Genomic DNA, 26,837 nt, shown 5'->3' with positions numbered 1-26,837 from the left:
CCACAAAGGCACGGAGAACACATAGATCATGCGCGGAAAGTAAACCGCCAACCTATCTGTGTTGTCCGTGCCTCGGTGGTTCATTCTTTTTTCTACACGCCACAATCCCAAAGCTTAACATTTTTTAACGCCCTGCTAATCAGAAGAAAAGACAAACGGAACGCGATACTTAATACCTTCACGGCAACAAATATCTTCCAGTTGCTCATCAGTAGGTAATCCGCTAAAACCGGTTGACTCATGCTTCAGAATTACATAAAAATTGCACTTCGTAACCTGCTCCGGCGTCGGTTCTACGCCCTGGTTACGCTGCTCGGCCTAACGGTTGGCATTACGTTTCTTCTGCTAATCGGAAACTACATTCTGGGTGAATTAGCCGTCAATAAATCCTTACGAAACGCTCCTCAGCAATACCTCGTCCAAAGCCGATGGAAAGAGCCGAGTATGGGCATGGATATAACCACGCTGGCGCCCATTGGCCCGACACTTAAGGAGCGATACCCGAATCTGGTCGCCAGTTATTACCGGTTCTACGGGGTTACCGCCATTGTGTCCAAAGACCAGAATCATTTTAGAGAACAAATTCAGGTTGGCGACTCCACCCTACTCTCCATGTTCGGCTTTCCGCTTGACTATGGCGATCCGAACACGGCACTTCTTGCCCCTAACTCAATCGTTATTACGGCGGCTCTGGCCCAGAAGTATTTCGGCAGAACCGACGTGCTTCGCCAGCAACTGACGATACAGACGCCGGTAAGTGGGAAGCAAATTTTCACCATTACGGGCATCCTGAAAGAACTTCCGGTTAATAGCGTCACGACCTTATTGTCACTCCCCGATCAGGTGTTCATTCCGATGCGCAATGTTGGCTACTTCATGCCGGAGGCCGCTATGCGCTCCTGGCAGAATCAGTACATTCCTACGTATCTGGAGCTGCAACCGGGAATAACCGCCGACCAGCTAACCCGCCCCATGGCGCAAACGCTGGCCACCTATGCTCCGCCCGGTTTTAAAGAAAACCTCGACGCTTATCTCAGTCCGCTACAAACGTTGTACCTGAAGGCAAACGGGGGTTTAGTCGAAAAAATGGTGTTGACACTGGCCCTTATTGCGCTCTTCATCCTGCTGATGGCGGTAGTCAACTTCGTAAATATTACCATTGGCATGTCGGCTACCCGGCTACGGGAAATTGGGGTTCGGAAAGTGTTGGGTGGCCTCAAAAAACAGGTCATTGCTCAGTTTCTGATTGAAGCCCTGCTACTAACCACAGGCGCTACGGTGCTGGCTCTGGGCGGCTACGAACTGTTTCGATCAACCTTCGCAGCGTTGCTCGAAAAGCCAGTCCCCTCAGTGCTGACCTGGTCACCCTACGCTTTCCTGGCAGTGATCGTATTGATGGTAATCATTGGTTTACTGGCCGGTAGTTATCCGGCCTTTGTGCTGTCGGGACTTCCTTCAGTCGATTCACTGAAAGGTAAGCTGACGGCCCCGGCACAAAAAGGCACTGGATTTCGCCGGGCGTTAATTGTCTTTCAATTTACTGTAGCCATTCTGGTTTTTGTTGGGGCCTTGGTGATTGGCCGGCAGGTTTCTTTTTTCTTCAATAAAGAGTTAGGCTACCAGAAAAGCCAGATCATGACGGTATCGTCGGTGCCCCGAGACTGGTCACGCGATGGCGTACAGCGGATGGAAGGTATACGAAACCAACTAGCGCGCATTCCTGGTGTAAGCGCTGTAAGTCTTTCTTTCGAGATTCCCGATGGCCGGACGAGTGGTAGTGGTCGGTTGTTTTCGCAGGGACGCGACAGCACCCAGGCCATTGTAGCCGATGTGCTGACGACCGATGAGCAATTTGCCGAAACATATGGGCTACGCCTTCAGGAAGGGCACTATTTCACGGCCAATCCGGGCGATTCACTGCATGTTGTATTGAATCAGGCAGCCGCACGGGCTTTGGGCTGGGCCAATCCGGCGAAGGCAATTGATCAATTAGTTCGGTTTCAGGGGAACAGCCGACTGTATCGGGTGAGTGGTGTTCTGACCGATTTCCATTTTGGGTCTCTTCATCAAGCCATCAAACCCCTCATTTTTCTCAATAACCGGAGCAATCCAATTTATCGGTACTTCTCCCTTAAGATAGCGGCCGGTTCCGGTCAATTACCCGAAACCATAGCGGCCGTCGGGCAGGTATGGGCACGTCTGTTCCCCGACGCCCCGTTCGATTACGCCTTCATGGACGACACCCTTCAGAAACTGTATAAAACCGAGATTCAACTCCAGAAGGCATCGCGGCTGGCAACTACGCTGGCGCTGCTCATTGTTCTGCTGGGCGTGCTGGGGCTGGTTTCGCTGAACGTAACCCAGCGAACCAAGGAGATTGGTATTCGTAAAGTGCTGGGGTCATCGACCATCGGCATTGTCTACCTGTTTATGAACGAGTTTATCCTGATCCTGCTGATTGCCAACGGCATTGCCTGGCCAATCGCTTACTATTTGTTAGGTGACTGGCTTACTCATTTTGCGTATCGTACTGAACTGTCATGGTGGCCGTTTGCGCTAGTAGCCGCTTGTCTGGCTTTACTGACGGCGCTGATTGTCAGCACCCAAACGATCAAAGCGGCCCTGGCCAACCCAGTGATGAGCCTACGCAGTGAATAATTTACAAAAACGCTTATGCTACGGTCCTATTTAAACATTACCCTTCGGAACCTTCGCTCACAGCTTACGTATACGCTGCTGAATATCCTTGGCCTGTCCGTTGGTATGGTGGGCGGCCTGCTGATCTTCCTGTTCCTGCGCCACCATATAAGCATTGATCGGCACCACGCTAACCTCGACCGGATTGTCAGAATAAATACAGACCTTCATCTGCCTGACGGCTCTATTGAGTACAATCCAGAAGCGCCCCTGCCCCTGGCAGCAACCCTTCGGAGGGATTATCCGCAGGTGGAACAGGCGGCATTTCTGGCGATGAACCGGGAGTTAACCGTCAGTGTCAAACGGGCTGGAACGGGTCAAGCTCCCCTCCGTTTTCTCGAACATAAAGGCACGGGCCAGGTTGAGCCGGAATGGTTCGACATACTCGATTATACATGGCTCCAGGGTAACCCGGAAACTGCCCTCCGCCAGCCCAACAGTGCGGTGATGATTCAATCGTGGGCAAAGCGATATTTCGGCACGACCGACCCAATCGGACAAACCCTGACCATCAATAACCAAACCGATGTAACCATCACGGGCGTCGTGGCCGATCCACCGCCCATGACCGATACGAACCTCGGGCTATTTATTTCGATGGCCACGTTAAAGCAGATCGACCCAGCCTATGAGGAAACCAATTGGGGCTATCTCAACAGCACCAATCGACTGTATGTCAGGCTCAAAAATTCAGAGGCTGCCCTCAGCCTTGAGAGATCGTTTCCTGCGCTGGCCCGAAAGCAATACGGTGCAGATGCCAAATTTTTTCAGTTTCATACGCAGCCTCTACGAGACATTCACGTCGACGTGAAGCGGGGTGGTGAAACGATTCGTGCCTCAATGATCTGGTCGCTGGGCATCATTGGTGTCTTACTGATTGTAGCGGCCTGCATCAACTTCATCAATCTGGCAACGGCACAGGCGCTCCGGCGTGGCAAAGAAGTTGGCGTTCGTAAAACGCTGGGTAGCTCGCGGATTCAGTTAGTCGGCCAATTTCTCCTCGAAACAAGCCTGATCGTTCTGTCATCTGCGGCTCTCGCGCTGTTGCTGGTTTCGCTGCTGCTTCCCTTCTTCGCGGATTGGGTTCAGGCGCCCCTGACTTTCCGGATGGACGCATCTACGGCTTTATTTATCGGATTAGTACTAGTGAGCATTACCCTGATTGCGGGTGGCTATCCGGCCGCGGTTCTGTCGGGGGTTTCGCCCTGGGCCGCGCTGAGAGGAAAGCTGACGGGCGTCTCGGGGCGGGGCTTCACCGTACGGCGGGTGCTGGTGGTGAGTCAGTTTGTCGTTTGTCAATCGCTTATTATCGGGGCGCTGGTAGTGGCAAATCAGATTCGGTACATACAGCAGGCCGACCTGGGCTTTCAGAAAGATAACGTGGTGCTCGTTACTGTACCGGCCAAACAAAAGGCCCGGCAGGAAGCCTTCAAGAAACAGATTTCGCAGTATTCCGATATTGTTTCGGTCAGTTTGAGCCATCGTCCGCCATCGAGTGATCAGTTGTTTGGCGGCTCCTTTAAATTTAACGGGAGCAACGAGTGGGTTCTATTTCCGGTTCGGGATCGGCTCGCCGACGCAGACTACGTTCGAACGTATGGCCTGACACTGATTGCCGGTCGCAACCTAGTGCCCAGCGACACCATCCGCGAATACCTGATCAATGAAACCCTGGCGCACCAGCTTGGTTTCAGCAACCCACAGCAGATACTGGGTAAAAAACTCCAGTACTACCCCTCATTGGTACCGCTGCCCATTGTTGGTGTTGTAAAGGATTTCCATCAGAAATCACTTCGGGAGGTAATAGGTCCCTGTTTAATTGCCAGTAAAGCTGATTGGTATGCACGAGTGGGAATCCGGATTTCGGGGCATCATCCAGCGCAGACACTTCAGCGAATCCGGCAAACGTGGCAGCAACTATTCCCGGATGAGGTGTTCGAATACCAGTTTATGGATGAGCAGGTGGCTCGCTTTTACCAAACCGAATCCCTCATTGCCAAACTCATCAACGCGTTTACGGGCATTGCTATTTTGATCTGCTGCCTGGGTTTATACGGGTTAGTGTTGCACATGGTTGGCCAGCGCACCAAAGAGATCGGTATCCGCAAAGTGCTCGGGGCCAGTGTAGCCAGTATCGTAGCGCTTCTGTCAAAAGACTTCATCAAACTGGTTGTGATTGCCCTTCTTCTTGCCTCGCCCCTTGCCTGGTGGACCATGAATAAATGGTTACAGGACTTTGCCTACCGGATTGATATTGCCTGGTGGGTATTTGGACTGGCCGGTCTGCTGGCTGTCGGCATTGCGTTGCTAACGGTCAGTTTCCAGAGCATCAAAGCCGCGTTAATGAACCCGGTAAAGAGTTTACGATCTGAGTAAGGCGCATACCGCTATACCCATCGCGCAACCGAATCAGGCGGCTAATTTCATCATTACATCGTTTATCCGACGTCGGGAAACGAGCAACTCAATCCCATCGTTCAGGCGTAAAATCATCGTTTTTGGCCCCGTTCGAATAAGTTCTTCCACATAAGCAGGATTGACTAAGGCCGACTTATTAACCCGAATAAAATCGGGTATTTGTTCTTCAAAATACCTTAATGTTTGAGCCACCATCAAAATTTTCGAGCTATCAGCAAAATGAATAATTGTGTAATTTCCATTACCTTCTAACCGGATCATTCTCTGTGTATTTTGAGGATCCCGGTAACCTGGAATAAATACAAAACCTGTCTGCATTTGCTGTTTTGCCATGTACTTACTGAAGAATAGTTTTAACGTAACGAATAATTAATTACAGTAAAAAAGTCCATCACATTATCAGTCAAACTCGGGTTTAATGTAGTAAAAAAGATTGGTTTTCAGGCATCAGCCTAAGCTAGTCAAACTAGCCGTAGCTCGTCGCATTTAGTTTATCAGGGTTACAATTATGACACAGCGGCCGAAGGTAAATAAAGCCGGATCAAGCGCGAAACTACACCTGTGATCATGAGATGAAAACGCAGTTAGCCCTTAATCTTTTTTGTGCATTGGATGAATAAATGAACCTATTGGTTTAACCGGTGAAACCTTATTGGATAAACATTTTAAAATAATCCAGGTTGTAAACGGCAACAGTTAACCAATTAATCGTTCACCATCTATCACAAAAACCATGGGCAATCTCCTGTATACCATTGCTGTTATTCTCATTATTATCTGGTTGTTAGGCTTCCTGGGCGTTCTAGGAGCCGGCATTGCCACCAGCGGGCTTATCCACATCCTGCTGGTAATTGCCGTTATAGCCATTATTCTGCGTCTAATTCAAGGTAGAGGCATATAATAGGCCGTTAGGCCACCATCCCGTTTTCCCGATTCATTCGCTACTGTTTCTATCTGATTTTGGTGAACCACCTAAACCAGATAGAAACAGTGTTCAAGTAACTTCGCCTTGAAAGGCAGGGGCGAAAAACTCACAAATGCATTGGTTTTTTCAGGACAGCGTTACGGTCCAAAGCCAGTACTCTTTTATCATCTGAAAATGGTTTTCCCATTCTTCCAGACTCAAGGGTTTTCCCATAAAAGAATGAGCGCCTAGCTGATAAGCTTTATTGACAAGAGACTGCTCTTGTTCACTGCTTAGAACAATGACTGGCAGAAGCGGATAACGGATCCGGACTTCCTCTAGCAAAGCAAAACCGTGGCTTGTTTTTGGCAGGCTAAGGTCGAAAAGAAGTAGTTTAGGGAAACTTTCTTTTTGATAAAATGAACGCTTCAGAAAGGAGAGCGCTTCCTGCGCTGTCGTCGCAAAGGTTGGTTCGACCTGGGGAATTTTTGTTCGTAGACAGTATCCAATCAATAATTGATGATCTTTATTTTTATCCACCACCAAAAGAGGGATACTACTCCTTTGGTGGAACATCTTTTCCGACTCCATAAAATTAAAACTAGTTGTTGAGTACTGCTTTATACCATCAGCATATGTATTAGCGGTTTACTAGATAAAAACCAACTCTATATAGCAAGACTACTACTGAAATCTGTAGGAAATCTGTAGAGATGTAGAAACGCAGACAGGGCCTCTTTAAAGTAACTTTATCAGCAGATGGGCAACCATTGATTCGACTCCGCAGCGCTAACTACTATTCGCCAACCTGCCGACTACCAGCCCGCCAAAACGCCTGTCCGCAACTGTACGTATTGCGTCCGTTTGCGGACATTTCTCAATTAGCCATTCAACACAATTCCCTACCAATCAGCGAATTAACTTTCTGGTACGGCATTTGGCATACTGATTTGTTGTGCCACATTAGCCCAGTCCAGCTATGCTACGTAATTACCTGCTCATCGCTTTCCGCAACTTGCGTAAACACAAAGCATTTAGCGTTATTAATATGGCAGGCGTTGCTGTTGGCCTAGCCTGTTTTCTACTGATCGCCCTCTATGTGCAGGATGAACTCAGTTACGACCGCTATAACGCCCATGCGGACCGGACGTACCGGGTCACCCGCACCTTTTTATCCTCCGAAGGAACGGTATCGCTGCGACTGGCGCAGGCAGCCCCTCCTTTTGGCCCTTTGATCAAGCAGGACTTTCCGGAAGCAGAACACGTGGTGAGGACACTTGAGAATGGCGGTCTGGTACGGTATGGCGAGCATTCGTTCAACGAGGAAGACATGTTCTTTGCCGAAGACAACCTGTTTGAGGTATTCAGTTTCGACTTCGTGAGCGGCAATCCCGACCAGGCGCTTGTCAATCCATTTTCTATTCTTTTCTCCCGCCCTATGGCCGAAAAATACTTCGGCAAGGAAAATCCGGTTGGCAAGACTGTCCGGTTGAACAACCAGTTCGACTTAACCGTCACGGGTGTTTACGAACCGCTGCCGACACAAGCCCATTTTCATCCCAGTTTCCTGCTTTCCTTCTCCACTCTGAACGACAACCGCGTCTACAGCGCTGAAGGACTACGTACTAATTGGAGCAATAACTCCTTCAATACGTATATGCTCCTGCGGCCGGGTGCCGATCCGCAACGAATTGTCGACAATTTCCCGGCATTCCAGAACAAACACGTCCCGTCTGAAGAAGGTCGACAAGCCGCTACCTGGTCGGTGCTGAACCTGCAAAAACTCACGGATATTCACCTGCGGTCACATACGGATTCGGAGGTGGAACCTACCGGCGACATTACGTACATTTATCTGTTTTCGGCCATTGGTTTATTCATTCTGCTCATTGCCTGCATCAATTACATGAATCTGGCAACAGCCCGTTCGGCGGGGCGGGCCAAAGAGGTTGGGATGCGCAAGGTTGTAGGGGCTTTGCGTTCCCAGCTCATTGGCCAGTTTCTGAGCGAGTCTATTCTGCTGGTTATTTTATCATTGGGCATTGCCATTGGCCTGGTGGTGCTGTCTTTACCCGCCCTGAACGCGTTTACCCAAAAGCAACTGGCCTTTCGTCAACTGCTTAACCCAGCTTTTCTGGGCATACTCATCGCCATTACCCTGCTGACGGGGCTGGTGGCGGGCAGTTATCCGGCTTTCTTCCTGACTTCCTTCCGGCCACTGGGCGTATTGAAAGGGCAAATCGGGTCGGCTATGCGCACGGGCAAGCTGCGACAGGTGCTGGTTATTACCCAGTTTGCCATTGCTATCGTGCTCATCATCAGCACAGCGGTGGTATATAACCAGATGAAATACATCCAGGATTACCGACTGGGCTATCAGAAAGACCAGATGCTGCTCCTGTCGGATGTTGGTGACTCGACGACAAACTACGAAACGCTGAAACAGCAATTGGTGCAAACGGGTGTTGTGGCCGACATGGGCCGCTCATCCCGGATACCATCGTCCCGATTGCTGGACTCCTACGATGCTGCGGCTCCCAAAGGTGACAGCATGGCGCCGGTAAAGATTAATCTGCGCAGTTTGCGCGTCGACTACGATTTTATTCCGACGTACCAGATTGCAATGGCCGCCGGACGTAATTTTTCGCGTTCGTTCTCGACCGACACATCGATGGTGGTTCTCAACGAAACCGCTGTGCGTCAGTTAGGCTGGACACCTCAACAGGCCATCGGCAAGCGTTTTCGCTACGGCCCGGCCAACGGGCAAATTATCGGTGTAACGAAAGATTTTCATTTCGAATCGCTGCACCAGCAGATGGCGGCCATTGCCATGGTGATGGCAAAAGAAAACTTCAACTGGATTTCCATTCCCATCAAAGGGAATGTTCCGGCCGCTATCCAGCGTGTCGAGTCGGTGTGGAAGCAGTTTTTTCCGGAACGCCCCTTCGACTACCAGTTTCTGGATTCGCGGTTTAACCGGCTCTACGCCCGCGAGCAGACCCAGCAAACGCTGTTTAGCGTCTTCGCGAGCGTCGCCATTTTAATTTCCTGCCTGGGCTTGTTTGGGCTCTCGATGTTTATGGCGGAGCAACGGACCAAAGAGATTGGTATTCGCAAAGTGCTGGGTGCGTCGGAAGCGAGTTTGGTGGCGCTCTTCTCGAAAGACTTTATGCAATTGGTGCTGGTAGCACTGTTGATAGCCTCGCCCATTGCCTGGTATGCTATGCACACCTGGCTCAATGACTTCGCCTACCGAACGGACATTCACTGGTGGGTCTTCTTGCTGGCGGGTGGGCTCACCCTATTAATTGCCCTGCTTACGGTGAGCTTTCAAAGCGTGAAAGCCGCCCTGATGAACCCAGTCAAGTCATTACGATCTGAATAAATTATCCTGACATGCTTACGAACTACCTAAAAATTGCCTGGCGGAACATCGTCACAAACAAGGCTTACTCGGCCATTAACATTGGGGGGCTGGCCGTAGGCATGGCGGCCACCCTGCTCATTCTTCAGTACGTTGCCTTTGAACGAAGCTACGATCGATTCCACGACAAAGCAGACCGTATTTTTCGGGTGAAAGCCGAACGATACGAAAAAGGTGTTTTATCAACCGAATGGGCGGGGGGGCCGTTTGCGGTTGGTAGCCACCTGAGAAGTGCGTTTGAGGAAGTTGCCGATTACACCAACGTGTACATGCGGAACGGCCTGTTACTGGAATCAAACAACCGAAAATATAAAGTAGAGCAAGGGGCGTTCACTACGCCATCGTTCTTTACTATTTTCTCTTATCCGCTGTTAATGGGTAATCGGCAAACCGCCCTGACCGAACCCAACACGGGTGTCATTTCGGCTGCCTTGGCCAAGCGGTTGTTCGGCACTAAAAATCCGATGGGCCAGGTCATCACCATAGAAAAGGAGTTCCCCATCAGGGTAACGGGCGTCTATCAGGATTTCCCTAAAAACTCCCATCTGCAAGCTGACTACCTGATGTCATTCAGTACATTTCAACGGTTAGTCAATCCAAAAAATGAGCCTGACAAGAACCTGGCTAATGCCTGGAACTGGGATGGTTGCCTGACCTATCTGTTGCTACAGCCAGGGGTAAACCCCGAAAAATTAGAAGCCAAGTTTCCGGATTTTCTACAAAAAAATGGACAATCAGATTTAAAAACAGGGGATAAACTGGCGCTGCGGCTGCAACCGCTTCCTGACATTCATTTGTACTCTCATTTCATGATGGAAGCCGGTGCGAATGGCGACGGCAATTCGGTGTATGTACTACTGTGTGTCGCCTTTTTTATTATAGCCATAGCCTGGATCAACTATATTAATCTGGCAACGGCCCGCGCCATCAGCCGGTCTAAAGAAGTAGGCGTCCGGAAAGCGGTGGGTTCTTACCGGACTCAGCTGATCAGCCAGTTTTTGATTGAATCGGCGCTATTGAACTTATTAGCCGTTGTTGCGGCCTTCATCGGGATACTGATGGCGCTGCCGCTGTTCAATCAGTTCACGGATCAGCAGTTAGACTATTCCTTCCTGCTCTCGACCCGTTTCTGGTTTGGTTTGGGGAGTATGTACGCTATAGGAACGCTGCTGTCGGGGGCTTATCCAGCCTTTGTGCTCTCTAATTTTAATCCGGTATCTGTCTTAAAAAACGGGCTTGTTGGTTTCCAAAAGGGTGTCTTTCTAAGAAAGTCACTGGTCGTCATCCAGTTTTCAGCCTCTGTTTTCCTGCTGGTTGGTACCATCACGGTGTTCCGCCAATTGCAGTTCATGCGCAGCCAAAATCTGGGTATCGACATTGGGCAAACGCTCGTTCTGGACAGGCCGATGAATGACTCGACCCGAATCAACCAGACAAAGGCGTTCAAAGAAGAACTACTTCAGCAGTCTTCGATCAAGAGTATTGCTATATCGAGTAGTATTCCCGGCGAAAAAGTAGAGTTCAACGCGGGTAGCATCCGGTTAGCCGGTACGCCCCAGGAAACGGGCAAGCAATACCGCGTTATTGGGATTGACTATGACTTTGTCAAGGCTTATGGCATGAAGGTGATCGCGGGGCGTAATTTCGACGCGAAGCTGGGCGAAAAGGATGCGGTGGTCTTTAACCGTACCGGAATCAGACAGCTAGGCTTCACGAACCCGGAGCAGGCATTGGGTAAAAAAATTGATTTCTGGGGCGACATTCTCACCATCGTTGGCGTTGTGGACGATTTTCACCAGCAGTCGCTTCGGGCTGCCTACGAGCCGCTTATTTTACGATTAGATCCCGGTGTGAATGGCCAGCTATCCATTAAACTAGCCGATGGCAAATCCAGTCAGGCGATTGCTGTTGTTCAGCAAGCATGGGCGCGCTATTTTCCAACCGACCCGTTTGCCTACTCGTTTTTGGATGAACGTTACGACAAACAATACCGGGCCGACGAGCGATTTGGGCAGGTATTCGGCTTTTTTTCCCTGCTGGCAGTCGTGGTCGGCTGTTTAGGGCTACTTGGTCTCGCTACGTTCACGGCTCAACAGCGTACCAAGGAAATCGGCGTTCGGAAGGTATTGGGAGCGTCGGTAGGCAGTATTGTAACGTTGCTTTCGAAAGATTTCCTCAAACTGGTGCTAATTGCCATCGTCATTGCCTCGCCCATTGCCTGGTATGCCATGAATCGCTGGCTACAGGACTTTGCCAACAAGATTACCATTGACTGGTGGATGTTCGTGTTGGCCGGTATGTTCGCGATCGCCATTGCCCTGCTAACTGTAAGCTTTCAGAGTATAAAAGCCGCACTGATGAACCCGGTCAAATCACTCCGGTCGGAGTAAAAACCCTTTGCCCCCAAGGGGAAATAACGGCTAACGTTTACGTTTAAACAAAGTCCCCTGGGGATTTACGACTTATGCTTACGAACTATCTTAGAATTGCCTTTCGCAGCTTAACCCGAAATAAAGGGTATTCGGCGATCAACATTGGCGGTCTGGCTATCGGTATGGCTGTGGCCATGCTCATTGGCCTGTGGATTGCGGATGAACTGACCTTCAACCATGCTCACAAAGATCATGACCGTATTGCGCAGGTCTACCAAAACCAGATTTTCAATGATGAATTCGGCACGGTATCGTCCATTCCCCGGCCGCTGGAAATGACTCTGCGTAACGAGTACAGCGAGAACTTTAAGCACATCGTAATGAGTAGCTGGCGGTTTCGCAGTATCCTGGCCCATGGTGAAAAGAAACTGGTGAAGATGGGCAACTTCATGCAGGAAGCAGCCCCGGATATGCTGGACCTGACCATGCTTTCGGGACAAAAAGATGGATTGCGAGACCCCAACTCCATTCTGCTGGCAGCTTCTACGGCTCAGGCTCTCTTCGGTAATGAGGCAGCCCTGGGTAAACTCGTGAAGCTCAACAACAAGTATGCCATGAAAGTAACAGGCGTATATGCCGATATACCGTCCAGCAACGATTTCGCTGCCACGACGTTCATTGCGCCCTGGGAACATTACGTAACCAATACGGAATGGGTAAAAAATTCGGCGGACAACTGGGCCGATAACTCCTGGCAGCTTTTTGTCCAGATTGCCGACAATACCACGATGGCGCAGGTTTCGGCCAGAATACGGGATGCCAAAATGAAGAACGCTCCCGAGGGAGTTAGGCAGTATAAACCAGCGTTATTCCTGTTACCCATGAACGACTGGCATCTGCGCGCCAGCTTTGAAAATGGTGTACAGACAGGTGGGCGCATCGACAACGTTTGGCTATTTGGCCTGATCGGGGCGTTCGTTCTGCTGCTTGCCTGCATCAATTTTATGAACCTGAGTACGGCGCGCTCCGAAAAGCGAGCTAAAGAAGTAGGCATCAGGAAGTCGGTGGGCTCGGTCAGAACTCAGCTTATTACCCAGTTTCTGAGCGAATCCTTCCTGGTTGTCGGGCTGGCCTTTTTGGTGGCCACAAGTCTGAATTTGGCCACTTTACCTTCATTCAACATGCTGGCCGACAAGCGAATAGAATTCCCCTGGACCAGCGGCTATTTCTGGGGAGCGTCCCTATTTTTCATCCTGTTTACGACCGTGCTTTCCGGTAGTTATCCCGCGTTCTACTTATCTTCGTTTCAGCCCATCAACGCATTGAAGGGAACCGGTTCGTCGGCACGATTTCGAATGGGCCGTTACGCGACTCTACCCCGTAAGGTATTGGTCGTACTGCAATTCACCGTGTCGGTAGCCATGATTATCGGTACCATCACCGTATTCCGGCAAATCCAGCATTCCAGGAACCGCCCCATTGGCTACAACCGCGATGGGCTGATTCAAATTCCTCTAACCCAATTTGCCTTTATGGGAAAATACGATCTGCTGCGCCGTGAATTTATCAATTCAGGTGCGGTGGTTGAAATGTCCTCAGCCAGCAGCCCAACCACTGAGGTATCGTCCAACCGCTCCGGTTTTATGTGGAAAGGCAAACCGGAAGGCTTTCAGGAGGACCTTGCCTACACAGCGGTTTCGCCCGAATACGTCCGATCGCTGGGATTAAAAATCATTGCCGGGCGCGATTTCTCGCGGGCGTTCCCAACCGATTCCAACGCCGTCATTCTGAACAAAACCGCCGTAACCTACATGGGCCTGAAAAACCCCGTCGGCACCATCATCCGCATGGGCTCTAACCCACCGCTGACGGTCATCGGCGTTATCGACGACATGATTATGACCTCGCCCTACGAGCCGGTGAAACAAGCGATGTACGTGTTCGATAAAAATAACGATGCCAGCTACTACAACCTTCGGCTGAACCCCAGCCAAAGTGCCAGCCAGTCGATTGCGGCTGTCGAACGCATTTACAAGCAAAACTTCCCCGATCTACCCTTCGAATATCAGTTCGTGGATCAGGAGTACGCGACTAAGTTTTCTTCCGAAGAGCGGGTAGGCAAGCTGGCGGGTGTGTTCACCACCTTAGCCATTCTCATTTCCTGTCTGGGCTTATTCGGCCTGTCCTCCTTTATCGCCGAACAGCGCACCAAAGAGATTGGCATTCGCAAAGTGCTGGGTGCCAGCGTAGGCAACTTATGGGGGTTGCTCTCCAAAGACTTCGTCCTGCTGGTGCTGGTTGCCCTGCTCGTTGCTACGCCCCCGGCCTGGTACGGCATGAACCTGTGGTTGCAGAAGTACAGCTACCGCACCGAACTAAGCTGGTGGATTTTCGCAGTTGCGGGAGTAGGCGCGTTAGGTATCGCGCTGCTGACGGTCAGTTTCCAGAGCATCAAAGCCGCGCTGATGAACCCGGTAAAGTCATTACGGTCTGAATAAATTACTCACCCCATGCTTACAAACTATTTCAAAATTGCCTGGCGGAACCTGATGAAAAACAAGGCTTTTTCATTCATCAACATCGTGGGGCTGGCCGTCGGAATGACCTGCTGTATTTTGATTGCGGCTTTTGTTACGGATGAGCTGAGTTATGACCGCTATCCGGCTCGGGCAAACCAAATATATCGGGTAGAACTTCATTTAGCCGAGAATGGCGGCATTACGGATTTCTCCAATGTCGATGCGGCTGTCGGGCCGGGCATCCAGGCTGCGTTTCCGGAGGTGCTGGCGTTTACTCGATTAATGCCGTGGACCCAAGTCTTTATGCGGTACCAGGACAAACAATTCAAGGAGCAATCCATTGCCATGGCCGACTCTAACTTCCTGGAAACCTTTTCTATCCCGTTGCTGGAGGGCGACCTAAAAACTGCGCTGAAAGAGCCGGGTTCTGTAGTTGTGACGAAAGCCTTTGCGCAGAAATATTTTGGTACAAGCCCGGCACTGGGCAAGACACTTCTCTTCGGCAAAGGCCAGGAGGTGCGAAAAGTAACCGGGGTGATTGACCGAATTCCGGGCAACACGCACTTTCACTTCGACGCATTTTTAAGTATGGCCGATAGGACCGCCAAGCCACTAACCTGGAGCAACATCGGCTTTTACACATACCTGGTGTTGAACAAAGCCGCCGATCCACGGAAGCTCGAAGCGAAATTTCCCCAGTTGGTTGCCAGGTATGTGGTGCCGGAAATAAGGGCGGATATGGGCGTTAGCCTGGCCGAAGCCCAGAAATCAGTTAACACATTCCGGTTTTCTCTAATGCCCCTGACCGATATTCACCTCCATTCGGCGACTAAATATGAACTAGCTGCCAACGGCGACATTAATTCGGTATACATATTCAGTATTCTGGCGATTTTCATCCTGCTCCTGGCCATTGTCAATTTCACGAACTTGTCCACGGCGGGGGCCGCTGGTCGCTCGAAAGAGATTGGCATTCGGAAAGTAATGGGCTCGGTCAAAACCCAGCTGATCAGGCAATTCCTGCTCGAGTCTACGTTACTGACATTTATTGCCCTGCTGCTGGCTGTTTTTGCCGTTGGGCTGCTGCTGCCCTCCTTTAATGAACTGGCTGGTAAGGCCATTTCGATTGGCTCCCTACTATCGGTAGAAAATGCCTGTATCCTTCTGGCATTCGGCCTTTTCGTCGGTATTCTGTCGGGTGCTTACCCGGCCTTTCTACTCTCTTTTTCAACGATAACGGCGGTTTTGAAAGGCGGATCGGCGGTGCAGACCAGCCGTCGCAGTAGCCTCAGGAGCGGCCTGGTAGTGTTCCAGTTTGCCGTTTCCGGCGCGTTGATCGTGGCCACCATGGTCACCTACCAGCAGTTGCATTTCATGCAGAATAAAAAAATCGGGTTCGACAAAGATCAGGTACTGGTCATTCAGGATTCGTATATGCTGGGGCAAAACGAGTCTGTTTTCAAACAGCAGCTTCAGCGGGACAGTCGCGTCATGCAGGCCAGCCTTTCCGGCAATGTTCCCGTTGGCATGAGCAATATGGACGGAACGCAGATTTATGCAAAGCGGGAGAAAGGCGATCAGAACCGAGCCGAAATCCAAACCAATATTTACCATGTCGACGAAGAATATCTGAAAACGCTGGGCATGGAATTGAAAGAAGGACGGTCGTTTTCTAAAGCGTTTTCAACCGATTCCACGGCCACGGTTATCAACGAAACGGCAGTCCGGGAGTTAGGGTTGGGAAATACCAGTCCGCTTGGCAAAAAAATTGTTCGTTCCGGCCAACGTGAGTTCACCATCATTGGGGTGGTGAAAGACTTTCATTATGTATCGGCCCGCCAAAAGATAGCTCCGCTGATGATGCTCCTGGGGCGTAATTCGGGTGCCATCATCGTGAAGGTGAAAGCGACGGATGTTTCGGATGTTATAGCTTCTTTCCGAAAGCAGTGGGAATCGTTTACTCCTCCGGCTCCGTTTACGTATTCATTTCTGGACGAGCGATTTGCGTTTCTCTACGAAACGGAGCAGAAAACAAGCCAGCTGTTTACGGTTTTTGCGGTCATATCCATTGTCATTGCCTGTCTGGGCTTATTTGGTTTGGCCGCCTTCACCGCGGAACAACGGACGAAAGAAATTGGCGTTCGAAAGGTACTGGGCGCATCCGTCGTCAGCATCATTGCGCTCTTATCCAAAGACTTTTTAAAGCTCGTGTTCATCGCTATCATCCTGGCCATACCCGTTGCCTGGTATGCCATGAATCGCTGGCTGGCAGGGTTTGCCTACCGAATTGATCTTTCCTGGTGGGTGTTCGCCGGGGCAGGGTTACTGGCAGTCGGCATTGCCCTGTTGACGGTGAGTTTCCAGAGCATTAAAGCCGCGTTGATGGATCCGGTGAAGTCGTTACGAAGCGAATGATGTAAAATGGAAAAACTATGCTCACGAATTACCTAAAAATTGCCCTGCGTATCTTCAGGAAGGATACGACTTTCACGCTCATCAACGTGGTGGGGCTGGCTACCGGTTTGGCGGTGGCGCTGCTCATTATCCAATATGTACGGTTCGAGTTGAGCTATGAACATACCAACCCACAGGCAAATCGGCTGGTGCGGCTTACCATCGACTACATGAACGGGGGTACAGTGAACTCGCAGGATACAGAAACCAATCCGCCAGTTGGTCCCAGAGCCAAACAGGAAATGAACGAGGTTGTCAAGTACACCCGCGCGTATCCGATCGGCGAACCCAATGTGACAGTCCAGATTGGCGAGAAATATTACCTGGTCAATACCGTCTTCGCGGTCGACTCCTCCTTTTTCTCGATGTTCAATTACCCCCTACTACGGGGAAGCCGAACCAATCTGTTTACCAGACCACGGCAGGTTGTTCTGACAAAAACGATGGCGTTGACCTACTTCAACACGCTGGATGTGCTGGGCAAAACCCTGAAAATTCCAAAGTCGGAAAGCAGTGTGCTGCTGGAAGTCGTGGGCGTAGTACCGGATAGCCCTGCCAATACGCATTTGAAATTCGATATGCTTTTCTCGTACCCGACCATGCTCTCCGATTTTGGCGAACGGGACGATAACTGGGATGGCAACAATACCCTCACTTATCTACAACTGGCCGATAACGCCAGTTACGAAGGATTCACAAAATCGCTGGCAGCCTTTAACGACCGGTTGATTAGCGAAAAGACGATAAAAGATCGCCGGATAATCGGCCAGAAGATCGAAGACATTCATCTGTATTCCCACAAGAACTTTGAAACAGAGCCCAATGGCGAGGCACAGTCGGTGTATCTCCTGCTGGGCGTAGCGTTTCTGGTACTTCTGAGCGCCCTCGTTAACTATGTAAATCTGACTACATCAAAAGCCCTCGACAGAGCGCGGGAAATTGGTATGAGAAAAGTCGTTGGCTCCACCCAGTACCAGATCAGAACCCAGATTTTCATAGAAACCGTGCTGGTCAATGTCGTTGCCGGAGCCCTGGCGGTGGGGTTGGTCAGTATCCTTCGCCCGGTGTTTATTGAGGTGGCGGGGCTACCTGAAGGCTTCACCGTATTTAAGGATGTCTTTTTCTGGGAAAGCGTTGGGGCGTTTCTGCTGCTGAGTGTCGTACTATCGGGGTTTTATCCGGCCTTCGTCCTGTCTTCGTTCGATCCGATTGCCGTTCTGAAAGGCAATTTCTCGCGCTCTACCAAAGGTATTTTTCTGCGTAAGTCGTTGGTGGTGTTCCAATTTGCCATCACCCTGATTCTGTTGGTGCAAACATTCGCCGTTTACCGGCAGGTCCATTTTCTGCGCGAACAAAACCTGGGCGTAAACCTTGATCGTACCCTCGTGGTGAAAGCCCCGGTGGGCATTACTGCCCGAAAGGAGTATGATACGTTTCGGCAAACGCTGCTCAACCAGTCGCAGGTAAAGGCGGTATCGCTGTCCGGTACGGTGCCGGGCATGGGATCGACCCAAATGAATACGACAACCGGGATTAATCTGTCGGGCGTTGTCAAAAAAACTGCCTACAATTATTACCTGACGCAGATAGATACATCGTTTATCGGGTTGATGAGCATCAAGCTGTTGGCAGGAAAAAACTTCGATGCCACGACCCGGCCCGGTTTTTCAGATACAACCGATCGGCAACTCATTGTCAATGAGGAAACCCTGCGGCTCTGGGAAATCCCAACGCCACAAGCAGCGATTGGCAAGCAGGTCGACCTTTGGGGACGTAAAGCGACGATTCGGGGCGTTGTCAGCAATTACCACTACGAGTCGCCCAAGGCCGCTTACATCCCGATCATTCATTTGTACTCGCCCACCTTCGACTCCTATGCCAGCGTGAAGTTTGCCGGGGGTAACCCCCAGGAACAACTCGCGACGTTGAAACGAGTTTACGAAGCCAATTTCCCTTATTCGCCGTTCAGCTATTTCTTCATGGACAGCGAATATGACAAGCAATACAAGGCCGACGACCGCTTCCAGCAGGTGTTTGGTACCCTGACGGGCTTCGCCATACTGATCTCCTGCTTAGGGCTGTTCGGGCTGGCGACGTTTACCGTTACCAAGCGCACGAAAGAAATCGGCATTCGCAAAGTGATTGGGGCCAGCACGACCAACCTGATGCTGTTGCTCTCGAAAGAGTTTATCCGTACCGTACTGATTGCTATCCTGATCGGCCTGCCTATCACCTACTTTATAGTGAAAAACTGGCTGGCCAATTACGCGGCCCGCATTGAACTGAACTGGTGGCTTTTCGCGGCACCTGCCCTGTTGATCCTGGTTTTAGTACTCATATCCATTAGCAGTAAAACCATTGCAACCGCCCTGATGAATCCGGTGAAATCGTTGCGGTCGGAATAGGGTTTCCGGGTCTGTAGAGACAGGGCATGCCCTGTCTCTACAGACCCGGCAGGTTTTAACGACAACATACCCTACCATCTTATTCTATGCTTCTTAACTACCTCAAAATAGCCATCCGAAATCTGGTCCGCAATGCATCGCTCAGCACGATCAATATCGTTGGCCTGAGTGCGGGTCTGGCGGCCGTCATGTTCATCATGCTGTTTGTGCAGGACGAAGTTTCGTTCGACCGCTTTCACAAACAGGGCGACCAGCTTTACCGGGTGGTGATAGACACCAAAACCGCTACCGGTACTGAGGTCGTAACTGGTGCGTCGGGCTTGCCACAAGGCCCCACGTTTCAGGCAGAGATACCGGAAGTGGCGGGCTTTTGCCGGATGCAGGGCTACGAGATGCTGTTTCGCCACAAAAGCGAAGGCATCTATCAACAGGTTATGTACGTCGATACGTCGTTCTTTCGGCTGTTTAGTTTCGACCTGCTGGCCGGAGCCGATGCCCGAACGGTACTGAGTGAGCCCGGCAATGTGGTTATTACGGACGAACTAGCCCTCAAGTATTTCGGAACAACGGATGTACTGAACCGGCAGGTGACGATCGACGCAGGTGGGAGTTTCGAGAACTACCGCATTACGGGCGTCGTGAAAGCGCCCCCCATGAATTCGAGCATCCGCTTCGATGCGCTGCGGCCGTTTGTGGCGTCGTTGCCGCCCAACCGCAGCGATTGGAACGAGAACGACTGGTCGGATGGCTTTTTGAATACGTTCGTATTGTTGCGGGCCGACCGGAACGGGGCATCAGCTAATCCGGCTACGGTTGAGCAAAAAATGGCGACTGTTTTCAACCGGCACGCCAGTCAGCAACTGGCTAAACTGGCGCGTGAACAAGGGTCTTTTAGCTCGACCTATCATCTGCAACCATACATCGACATGCACCTCAATGACCGCTACGAGTTGAGCAACGGGCTGATGCGGGGCTCTTCGTCGGTGTACTCCTACGTGCTGAGTGGCATTGCCGGACTGATTCTGTTGCTGGCCTGCATCAACTTCATCAACCTGACGCTGGCCCGGTCGTTACGCCGGACGAAAGAAATTGGCATCCGAAAAGCAACGGGCAGCACCCGCGCCCAGCTCATCGGGCAGTTTGTTGGCGAAACCTTCCTGCTGACGTTGCTCGCTTTTGTACCCGCCATACTCCTTGTGTATAGTCTGTTGCCCCAGTTCTCAACGCTGGCCAATAAAGCCTTACAACTTAGTTTTCTGCTGACTCCGCAAACGCTCGGGCTGTTCGGGGGCCTCATCATGCTCGTTACGCTACTAGCGGGTTTTTACCCGGCGCTGGTCCTGTCCGGCTTCAATCCAACGCAGGTGCTGTATGGCCGGGTTAGGCTGACAGGCCGCAACAGCGTCGGCAAATCACTGCTGATTGTGCAGTTCGTGATTGCCATTGTGCTGCTGATCGGGACAGCGGTACTTCACGGGCAATTCAACTACATTCAAAACGCCGATGTGGGCTTTGAATGCGCCAATCGGGTGCGGGTTTATGTGCCCTGGGGCCGTGAGCGACAGGGTGAACTGGTGAAGCAGGCCCTACCCGGTCAAACCGGTATCGAGGCCGTGGCACGAAAGTCGGGTGGGCATCGATCGAGTACGTTTTACATGCAGAACAAACCCATTAAATCGGGCAGCGAGTACATCGACGATCAGTATCTGACCTTTGTGAATATTCCGATTGTGGCGGGTCGAGGCCTGAGCCACGTCAACCCGACCGACAGCATCTCGAACGTTCTGGTCAACGAAACCTTCGTGAAACAGTTTCTGTCGGCCGATCGACCGGCAGTTGGGAAGGTGGTGCAACGGGAAGAAAATAACGTCCGGCACGACCTGACCATAGTGGGCGTCGTGCGCGACTACCAGTATCGCTCTCTCCGCGACAAGCCCGAACCCGTGCTGCTGCAGCTGGGCAAGCCCGAGCAGATGAACCAGTTGTACGTCAAGCTCAATCCAAGCCAGACACCGGCCGGGCTGCAAACCCTTGAGAGCACGTTCCGGAAACTGATTCCGTATCAGCCGTTCAGCTATCATTTCATGGAAGACGACCGACTGGAAAGTTACGCCGACGATGCCCGCTGGAAGGAACTGGTTACCGATGCCGCCCTGCTGGCGGTGCTGATTGCCGCCTTAGGCCTGTTTGGGTTGGTATCGCTCATGATCGAACAGCGTACGAAGGAAATCGGTATCCGGAAAGTACTGGGTGCCAGTACGCTGGAGGTAGCCCGGTTGCTATCCGTCAACTTCCTGAAACTAGTCCTGATTGCCTTTTTAATCGCCACGCCCATTGGCTGGTATGCAGCCCGGAACTGGCTCGATACGTTCGTCTATCGCATGGAACTGACCGGCTGGCTTTTTGGCCTGGTTGGCCTGTCGGTGCTGAGTGTCGCGCTGCTGACGGTGAGTTTTCAGAGTGTAAAAGCTGCGTTAATGAACCCGGCAAACAGTTTAAAAACGGAATAGGAACGCAATTCCCCCGTAGAGACAGGGCATGCCCTGTCTCATGCCCTGTCCCGACACACAAACACCCAACATTATGCTCAAAAGCTATCTTACAACTGCCCTGCGCGCGTTGAAGCGCAACTGGAGTTACTCCACCATCAATGTGCTGGGCCTGACACTGGGCCTGGCCTGCTGCCTGCTGTTGTTTCTGGCCATTCGTTATGAACTGAGTTTCGACAAACACAACGCTCATGCCGACCGCATCTACCGCATGCTCGGGGCGAATAAAACGGAGCCTAACGGCAAACCGAATACGGGCATCACGTTTCCGGCACTGGCCGCACTCCGCAATGATTTTCCGGACTTGAAACACCAGCTCACTCTGGTTACCCGGATCAAATCGGCGGTGGTAGCCATACCGGGGAAAGCAAAGGCCGAGACCAAACGATTTCAGGAAACGGATGGCGTGATCGCCTTTGCCGAACCGGAGTATTTTAACCTGTTCGATTATAGCTGGCAAAAAGGCAGCCCGCAAACGGCGCTAACCAACCCGAATACGGTGGTTCTGTCGGAGCGTATCGCCCACAAGTACTTCGGCGATGCCAACCCAATGGGCAAAACCATCCGGCTGGAGAACCGGATGGACTTTGTGGTAACGGGCGTTATTCAGGACCCGCTCCCGACGAGCAGCCTGCCGTTCGATGTGTTCCTGTCCCATGCGTCGGTGTTGGCCTATGGCATGACATCGCCCCCCGACGATTGGAAGTCATCCTATGGTGGGGCTCAGATTTACATGATGCTCCCCCCAGCCACAGCCGGCTCGGAGACGCCTGCCGCCCGGATGGAACGTCAGTTGGTGGGCTTTGTCAACAAATACCACGACCCGGAGGATGCCAAAACGTTGGCGTACGTGTTACAGCCCCTTACCGATATTCATTTCGCGACCAACATTTCGAATTATGCCCAACGAAGCATCAGCATCGAAATGATCTGGGCGATGGTGCTCATTGGCCTCTTTATTCTGGGAACGGCCTGCATCAACTTCATCAATCTGGCCACGGCGCAGGCCATCCGCCGGTCGCGGGAGGTGGGCGTTCGGAAAGTATTGGGGAGTACACGTGGACAACTGGTGCGTCAGTTTCTGGGCGAAACCAGTGTGTTAACCGGCGTGGCGGTTGTTCTCGCGCTGCTTGTTGCTCAACTTGCCCTTCCTTACGTCGGTGAACTACTCAACATCAAGCCGGGAGCCGTAACCCTGTTCAACCCCATTGTGATCGGGTTTCTGCTGGCCCTGGGCGTACTGACGACCGTATTGGCGGGCTTTTACCCGGCCCTGGTGCTGTCGGGCTATCAACCCATTCTGGCCCTCAAAGGTAAAATTCAGGAAACGGGGACGGGGCGGTATCTGACGCTTCGGCGCGGGCTTATTGTGGGTCAGTTTGCCATTTCCCAGCTCCTGATTATCGGTACCATCATCGCCTATAATCAGATGAGCTATTTCCGTTCCGCCGATCTGGGCTACAACAAAGACGCCGTTCTGACGATGCCCTTGCCCGACAATGATGCGGGTAAGATTGCCAATTTACGCGCCAAACTTACGGGACTGCCGGGCATACAATCGATTAGTTTTGGCATGACCAGCCCCTCCTCGACCAGCAACTGGACCACGGGGTTCCGATTCGGCAACGACGACAAAGATCCCGGCTATGGCGTTCTAATGCGCCCCGGCGACACCGCCTACGTGCGCACCTACGGACTGAAACTACTAGCCGGGCGCATGTACCAACCCGCCGACTCCATTCGCGAACTGGTCATCAACGAGACATTCATGAAGCGGCTGGGCTTTCAAAAACCCGAGCAGGTGCTCGGGAAACTGATGACGGTGGCGGGTGAGAATGTGAAGAAGCCCATTGTGGGCGTGGTAAAGGATTTCAATATGTTTTCGTTGCGGGAACGGGTCGAGCCAAGCGTCCTGACCACCCAGACGGGCAACTACCGCACCATCGCCCTCAAACTGTCGACCCGCCAGGGCGGCACCGAGGGCATCGGCCAACTCTTGAAGCAGGTCGAAACCGCCTGGACAGCCACTTTCCCCGAATTTGTTTTTAGCTATGAATTTCTGGATGAGACGCTGGCCAACTTCTACAAGAGCGAAGAGCAGATGTATTCGCTGTTTCAGTTACTGGCGGGCATCGCCCTGTTTATCGGTTGTCTTGGGCTTTATGGCGTCGTGGCGTTCATGGCCGAAACGCGCACCAAAGAAGTGGGGGTTCGCAAAGTGCTGGGTGCCTCGACGGCTCACATTTTCGGTTTGTTCTCCCTCGATTTCGTCCGGCTCGTGCTAATCGCCCTGGTGCTGAGTTCGCCGGTGGCCTGGTACGTGATGGATAAATGGCTGCAGAAATTCATCTACAAGATCGACATCGAATGGTGGATGTTCGCACTGGCTGGTTTACTGGCCGTAGGCATTGCGTTGCTGACGGTGAGTTTTCAGAGCGTAAAAGCGGCCCTGATGAACCCGGTGAAATCACTACGATCGGAATAGTACGGGGCAGAGGGGTAAGGGCAAAGGGTCGACGCAGCCCCAACACCTTTATCCCTCTGCCTAAACCCCATACCCCTATGCTCAAAAGCTATCTCACGACCGCTCTCCGCGCGTTGAAGCGTAACTGGAGTTACTCCACCATCAATGTGCTGGGCCTGACACTGGGCCTGGCCTGCTGCCTGCTGTTGTTTTTGGCCATTCGCTATGAACTGAGCTTCGACCGGCATAATGCACACGCCGACCAAACCTATCGATTGGTGTCGTTCAATAAAAAATCGAACGAAGATCGTCGGAATGTGGGCATACCATTACCGGCTCTACCTGCCCTGCGCAACGATTTTCCATTGTTAAAAAACGATATAACAATGGTTTATCGGATGGCGAATGTGGTTGTCAGCGTTCGTGGAAAAGCCAGCGCAACAACTAAGAAATTTCAGGAAGGTGATGGCATCATCGCGTTCGCAGAACCCGAATACTTCCGTCTGTTCGATTACACCTGGAAAAGCGGCAGCCCGCAAACAGCCCTCAACAATCCGAATACGGTTGTCCTGAGCGAGCGCATGGCCGAAAAATATTTTGGTTCAGGCAACCCGATGGGCAAAACGCTCCGACTTGAAAACAAGACAGATTTCGTGGTGACGGGTGTGGTACAGGAGCCGCCTGCCACAAGCAGTGTTCCCTTTAGTATCCTGCTGTCATTTGCCTCGCTGAAACAGTTTGGGGCCAACACCAACTGGGACGATTGGCAGTCGACATACGGGGGCGCGCAAATCTACCTGAAGTTACCCAACGCGCTAGCCGATCAGCCGATGGCCGCGGCCCAGATGGACAAACAACTGGTCGCTTTCATCAACAAATACCACAAACCCGACGATGCCCGTGATCTTGTTCATTCCCTACAACCCCTAACCAGTATCCATTTCGACACGCGGACTGACAATTATGCCAAGCGAACCGTGAGCAAGGAAATGATCTGGGCGATGGGTCTGATTGGTCTGTTCATTCTGGTAACGGCCTGTGTCAACTTCGTCAATCTGGCCACCGCACAGGCCATCCGTCGGGCCAAAGAAGTGGGCGTCCGTAAAGTATTGGGAAGTTCGCGCGGTCAACTGGTGCGCCAGTTTCTGGGTGAAACCGGCGTACTGACGGGGCTGGCGATGGTTCTGGCCTTCCTGGTTGCGCAGGCAGCGCTGCCCTATGTGGGTGAGTTACTCAATATAAAGCCGGGGGGCGCAACGCTATTCGACCCAACCGTCATTCTCTTTCTGTTTGCGCTGGGGTTACTGACCACCACGCTGGCTGGTTTTTATCCGGCCCTGGTTTTGTCGGGCTACCAGCCCATTCTGGCCCTGAAGGGAAAGATACGGGCATCGGGTCGGGGCAACGCACAGCTATTGCTCCGCCGGGGGTTGATCGTGGGGCAGTTTGCCATTTCGCAGTTGCTCATTATCGGAACGATCATTGCCTATAGCCAAATGAAGTACTTCCGCTCAGCCGATTTAGGCTACAGCCGGGAGGCCGTACTGACGGTGCTGATCCCGGAGAAAAAGCCGGGTCAGCTAGAATCGTTGAAAGCTAAACTAACGGGCTTACCGGGTATCCAGTCGATGAGTTTTGGCATGACTACCCCGTCCTCGACCAGCAACTGGACTACCGGTTTCCGCTTTGAGAACGACGATAAAGAACCCGATTTCGGCGCCCTCATGCGACCGGCGGATACAGCTTACGTGCATACCTACGGCCTGAAACTGCTGGCGGGCCGTATGTATCAACCGGGCGATACGATGCGCGAGTTTGTCATCAACGAAGCCTTCATGAAACGCTTAGGCTTTCAGAAGCCCGAACAGATCATCGGCAAGTTCATGCGGGTAAACGGCGAAGTCATGAAAAAGCCAATTGTTGGCGTCGTCAAAGATTTCAACGCGTTTTCGCTGCATCAGCATATCGAGCCCAGTGTGTTGACCTCCTACCGCGACCAGTATCGGAGTCTGGGTATCAAACTAGACCCGGCGCATACGAGCCCGGAGGCCATCAGCCAGTTAGTAAAAGAGGTCGAAACCGCCTGGAATGCCACATTTCCCGACTTCGTATTCAAATACACCTTCCTGGATGAAACCCTGACAAACTTCTACAAGAACGAAGAACAGATGTATTCGCTGTTTCAGTTACTGGCGGGCATTGCCCTGTTTATCGGTTGTCTTGGGCTCTACGGCGTTGTAGCGTTCATGGCCGAAACGCGCACCAAAGAAGTGGGGGTTCGGAAAGTGCTGGGCGCGTCAACAGCCCATATCTTCGGGCTGTTCTCCTTCGATTTTATCAAGCTTGTCCTGATCGCCCTGGTGCTGAGTTCGCCGGTAGCCTGGTACGTGATGGATAAATGGCTGCAAAAATTCGCCTATAAAATCGCCATTGAGTGGTGGATGTTTGCGCTGTCGGGTGTGCTGGCGGTGGGAATTGCCTTATTAACAGTCAGTTTTCAGAGCATCAAAGCGGCCCTGATGAATCCGGTCAAATCACTCCGGTCTGAATAGGGAAATCGTTCATGTAGAGCCAACGCATGCGTTGGCTCTACCGCGCGTTGACGCCCCTGCCCACTCCACAAATCACCTG

General features: G+C 51.8%; 13 protein-coding genes. 11 read left to right on the top strand and 2 right to left on the bottom strand.

The genetic code is table 11. The features are described 5' to 3' along the window. Window positions 1-240: 240 nt before the first annotated feature. Complete coding sequence (locus ACYVAM_RS05950; RefSeq protein ID WP_461064912.1) at window positions 241-2,658, top strand: ABC transporter permease; 2,418 nt, start codon at window positions 241-243, stop codon at window positions 2,656-2,658. A 15-nt stretch (window positions 2,659-2,673) separates the two neighbouring features. After that, complete coding sequence (locus tag ACYVAM_RS05945) at window positions 2,674-5,073, top strand: ABC transporter permease (protein ID WP_461064910.1); 2,400 nt, start codon at window positions 2,674-2,676, stop codon at window positions 5,071-5,073. Between the two features lie 33 nt (window positions 5,074-5,106). Here the strand turns inward: ACYVAM_RS05945 and ACYVAM_RS05940 are convergent, their stop codons facing one another. Further along, window positions 5,107-5,448, bottom strand: coding sequence for a LytTR family DNA-binding domain-containing protein (locus ACYVAM_RS05940; protein WP_461064908.1), 342 nt, complete (start codon window positions 5,446-5,448; stop codon window positions 5,107-5,109). A gap of 400 nt (window positions 5,449-5,848) precedes the next feature. Between ACYVAM_RS05940 and ACYVAM_RS05935 the strand changes: the two genes are divergently transcribed. Then, on the top strand, window positions 5,849-6,016 hold the full coding sequence (locus ACYVAM_RS05935) for a lmo0937 family membrane protein (protein WP_148562506.1): 168 nt from the start codon (window positions 5,849-5,851) through the stop codon (window positions 6,014-6,016). 150 nt (window positions 6,017-6,166) lie between these two features. Here ACYVAM_RS05935 and ACYVAM_RS05930 read toward each other — a convergent pair whose 3' ends face one another. Next, window positions 6,167-6,610 (bottom strand): response regulator, encoded by a 444-nt coding sequence (locus ACYVAM_RS05930; protein WP_461064906.1) that lies wholly within the window; start codon window positions 6,608-6,610, stop codon window positions 6,167-6,169. A gap of 388 nt (window positions 6,611-6,998) precedes the next feature. On the opposite strand from ACYVAM_RS05930, the gene ACYVAM_RS05925 reads away from it, so the two are divergent. From ACYVAM_RS05925 to ACYVAM_RS05890, 8 genes are all read left to right on the top strand, one after another. Continuing rightward, window positions 6,999-9,404, top strand: coding sequence for an ABC transporter permease (locus tag ACYVAM_RS05925; protein ID WP_461064904.1), 2,406 nt, complete (start codon window positions 6,999-7,001; stop codon window positions 9,402-9,404). A gap of 11 nt (window positions 9,405-9,415) precedes the next feature. After that, the gene (locus ACYVAM_RS05920) at window positions 9,416-11,833 is read left to right on the top strand and encodes an ABC transporter permease (RefSeq protein ID WP_461064902.1); all 2,418 of its coding nucleotides are present in this window, start codon (window positions 9,416-9,418) and stop codon (window positions 11,831-11,833) included. Window positions 11,834-11,907: 74 nt separating this feature from the next. Continuing rightward, complete coding sequence (locus ACYVAM_RS05915) at window positions 11,908-14,313, top strand: ABC transporter permease (protein WP_461064901.1); 2,406 nt, start codon at window positions 11,908-11,910, stop codon at window positions 14,311-14,313. A 12-nt stretch (window positions 14,314-14,325) separates the two neighbouring features. After that, window positions 14,326-16,749 (top strand): ABC transporter permease, encoded by a 2,424-nt coding sequence (locus tag ACYVAM_RS05910; RefSeq protein ID WP_461064900.1) that lies wholly within the window; start codon window positions 14,326-14,328, stop codon window positions 16,747-16,749. Window positions 16,750-16,766: 17 nt separating this feature from the next. Further along, complete coding sequence (locus tag ACYVAM_RS05905; protein WP_461064899.1) at window positions 16,767-19,193, top strand: ABC transporter permease; 2,427 nt, start codon at window positions 16,767-16,769, stop codon at window positions 19,191-19,193. A gap of 86 nt (window positions 19,194-19,279) precedes the next feature. Beyond that, window positions 19,280-21,703, top strand: a complete 2,424-nt coding sequence (locus ACYVAM_RS05900; protein WP_461064897.1) for an ABC transporter permease — start codon at window positions 19,280-19,282, stop codon at window positions 21,701-21,703. 73 nt (window positions 21,704-21,776) lie between these two features. Continuing rightward, window positions 21,777-24,227, top strand: a complete 2,451-nt coding sequence (locus ACYVAM_RS05895) for an ABC transporter permease (RefSeq protein ID WP_461064895.1) — start codon at window positions 21,777-21,779, stop codon at window positions 24,225-24,227. Window positions 24,228-24,304: 77 nt separating this feature from the next. Beyond that, window positions 24,305-26,758: an ABC transporter permease gene (locus tag ACYVAM_RS05890; RefSeq protein ID WP_461064893.1), complete on the top strand. Its 2,454-nt coding sequence runs from the start codon at window positions 24,305-24,307 to the stop codon at window positions 26,756-26,758. The last annotated feature ends 79 nt before the right edge of the window (window positions 26,759-26,837 follow it).

Source organism: Spirosoma horti (assembly GCF_054776595.1).
Note: the sequence above shows the minus strand (reverse complement) of the source record. Positions and strands in the feature narration are given on the sequence as shown.

Bases quoted from the DNA above. Each gene is read 5' to 3' on its own strand.
- ACYVAM_RS05950 (WP_461064912.1), top strand. From the start codon at position 241: ATGCTTCAGAATTACATAAAAATTGCACTTCGTAACCTGCTCCGGCGT.
- ACYVAM_RS05945 (WP_461064910.1), top strand. From the start codon at position 2,674: ATGCTACGGTCCTATTTAAACATTACCCTTCGGAACCTTCGCTCACAG.
- ACYVAM_RS05940 (WP_461064908.1), bottom strand. From the start codon at position 5,448: ATGGCAAAACAGCAAATGCAGACAGGTTTTGTATTTATTCCAGGTTAC.
- ACYVAM_RS05935 (WP_148562506.1), top strand. From the start codon at position 5,849: ATGGGCAATCTCCTGTATACCATTGCTGTTATTCTCATTATTATCTGG.
- ACYVAM_RS05930 (WP_461064906.1), bottom strand. From the start codon at position 6,610: ATGGAGTCGGAAAAGATGTTCCACCAAAGGAGTAGTATCCCTCTTTTG.
- ACYVAM_RS05925 (WP_461064904.1), top strand. From the start codon at position 6,999: ATGCTACGTAATTACCTGCTCATCGCTTTCCGCAACTTGCGTAAACAC.
- ACYVAM_RS05920 (WP_461064902.1), top strand. From the start codon at position 9,416: ATGCTTACGAACTACCTAAAAATTGCCTGGCGGAACATCGTCACAAAC.
- ACYVAM_RS05915 (WP_461064901.1), top strand. From the start codon at position 11,908: ATGCTTACGAACTATCTTAGAATTGCCTTTCGCAGCTTAACCCGAAAT.
- ACYVAM_RS05910 (WP_461064900.1), top strand. From the start codon at position 14,326: ATGCTTACAAACTATTTCAAAATTGCCTGGCGGAACCTGATGAAAAAC.
- ACYVAM_RS05905 (WP_461064899.1), top strand. From the start codon at position 16,767: ATGCTCACGAATTACCTAAAAATTGCCCTGCGTATCTTCAGGAAGGAT.
- ACYVAM_RS05900 (WP_461064897.1), top strand. From the start codon at position 19,280: ATGCTTCTTAACTACCTCAAAATAGCCATCCGAAATCTGGTCCGCAAT.
- ACYVAM_RS05895 (WP_461064895.1), top strand. From the start codon at position 21,777: ATGCTCAAAAGCTATCTTACAACTGCCCTGCGCGCGTTGAAGCGCAAC.
- ACYVAM_RS05890 (WP_461064893.1), top strand. From the start codon at position 24,305: ATGCTCAAAAGCTATCTCACGACCGCTCTCCGCGCGTTGAAGCGTAAC.